This is a genomic window from Streptomyces phaeochromogenes (genome assembly GCF_001418655.1).
In the GTDB taxonomy this organism is placed as follows: Bacteria; Actinomycetota; Actinomycetes; order Streptomycetales; family Streptomycetaceae; genus Streptomyces; species Streptomyces phaeochromogenes.
The window spans coordinates 1-1,059 of record NZ_LIQZ01000665.1 but is presented as its reverse complement, the minus strand read 5'-3'; the positions used below and the strand labels follow the sequence as shown (position 1 = coordinate 1,059).

The window sequence follows — 1,059 nt, the reverse complement described above, 5'->3', positions numbered from 1 at the left end:
CGCAGTCGTTCGCGGACTCGAACGGCGACGGGATCGGTGACTTCGACGGCATCGCCCAGCGTCTCGACCATCTGGAGTGGCTGGGGGTGAACACGGTCTGGCTGAACCCGTGCTTCGACTCGCCGTTCGGGGACGCCGGGTACGACGTCGCCGACTATCTGAACGTGGCTCCGCGCTACGGATCCAACGACGACCTGGCGAAGCTCGTCGACCTGGCGGGCCGCCGCGGCATCCGTGTGCTCCTCGACCTGGTCGCCGGGCACACCTCCGCCGAGCACCCGTGGTTCAGGGCCTCGGCGAACGATCCGGACGACCACCGCTACATCTGGGCACCGGAGGGTCGGTCGGGGGTCACGCCGGACGGTTTCGTGGCCTCGCCGGGGAGCCGGCACGGCGCGTATCTGCCGAATTTCTTCGACTTCCAGCCCGCTCTCAACTTCGGTTACGCACGCGAGAGTTCGGCCGAGCCATGGCGGCAGCCGGTGGACGCGGAGGGGCCGCGCGCCAACCGTGAGGCCCTGCGCACGGTCATGGACCACTGGCTGAGCCTGGGCCTCTCGGGCTTCCGAGTCGACATGGCCGCCTCGCTCGTCAAGGACGACCCGGACAAGGCGGAGACGAGCAGGATCTGGACGGAGCTGCGGCACTGGCTGGACCGTACGCACCCGGACGCGGTGCTGCTCTCCGAGTGGGGCGAGCCCGAGGTGTCGGTCCCGGCGGGCTTCCACACGGACTTCTTCCTGCACTTCGGCGGCCCCACCGACGGCCTGGCGCTGCGCTCGCTGTGGAGCAACGGCACCGGTACCGTCAATGAGACCTGGGACCCGCTCGACTGCTTCTTCGACCCGAGCGGCAAGGGCTCGCCCCGCCCGTTCGTCGAGGCCTGGCAGCGGGCTTCGTCAGCCCTGGGTGACAGCGGCTTCATCTCCCTGCCCACCGCCAACCACGACTTCTCGCGCCTCAACTGCGGCCCCCGCACGGCCGAACAGCTCCCCGCCGCCTTCGCCTTCCAGCTCACCTGGCCCACGCTCCCCGCCGTCTACTACGGCGACGAGATCG

General features: G+C 69.9%; 1 protein-coding gene. It reads left to right on the top strand.

Annotated elements, in window-relative coordinates; genetic code table 11:
- Window positions 1-1,059 (top strand): alpha-amylase family glycosyl hydrolase (locus AOK17_RS47360; protein ID WP_055618802.1); only part of this gene is annotated, 1,059 nt, incomplete at both ends.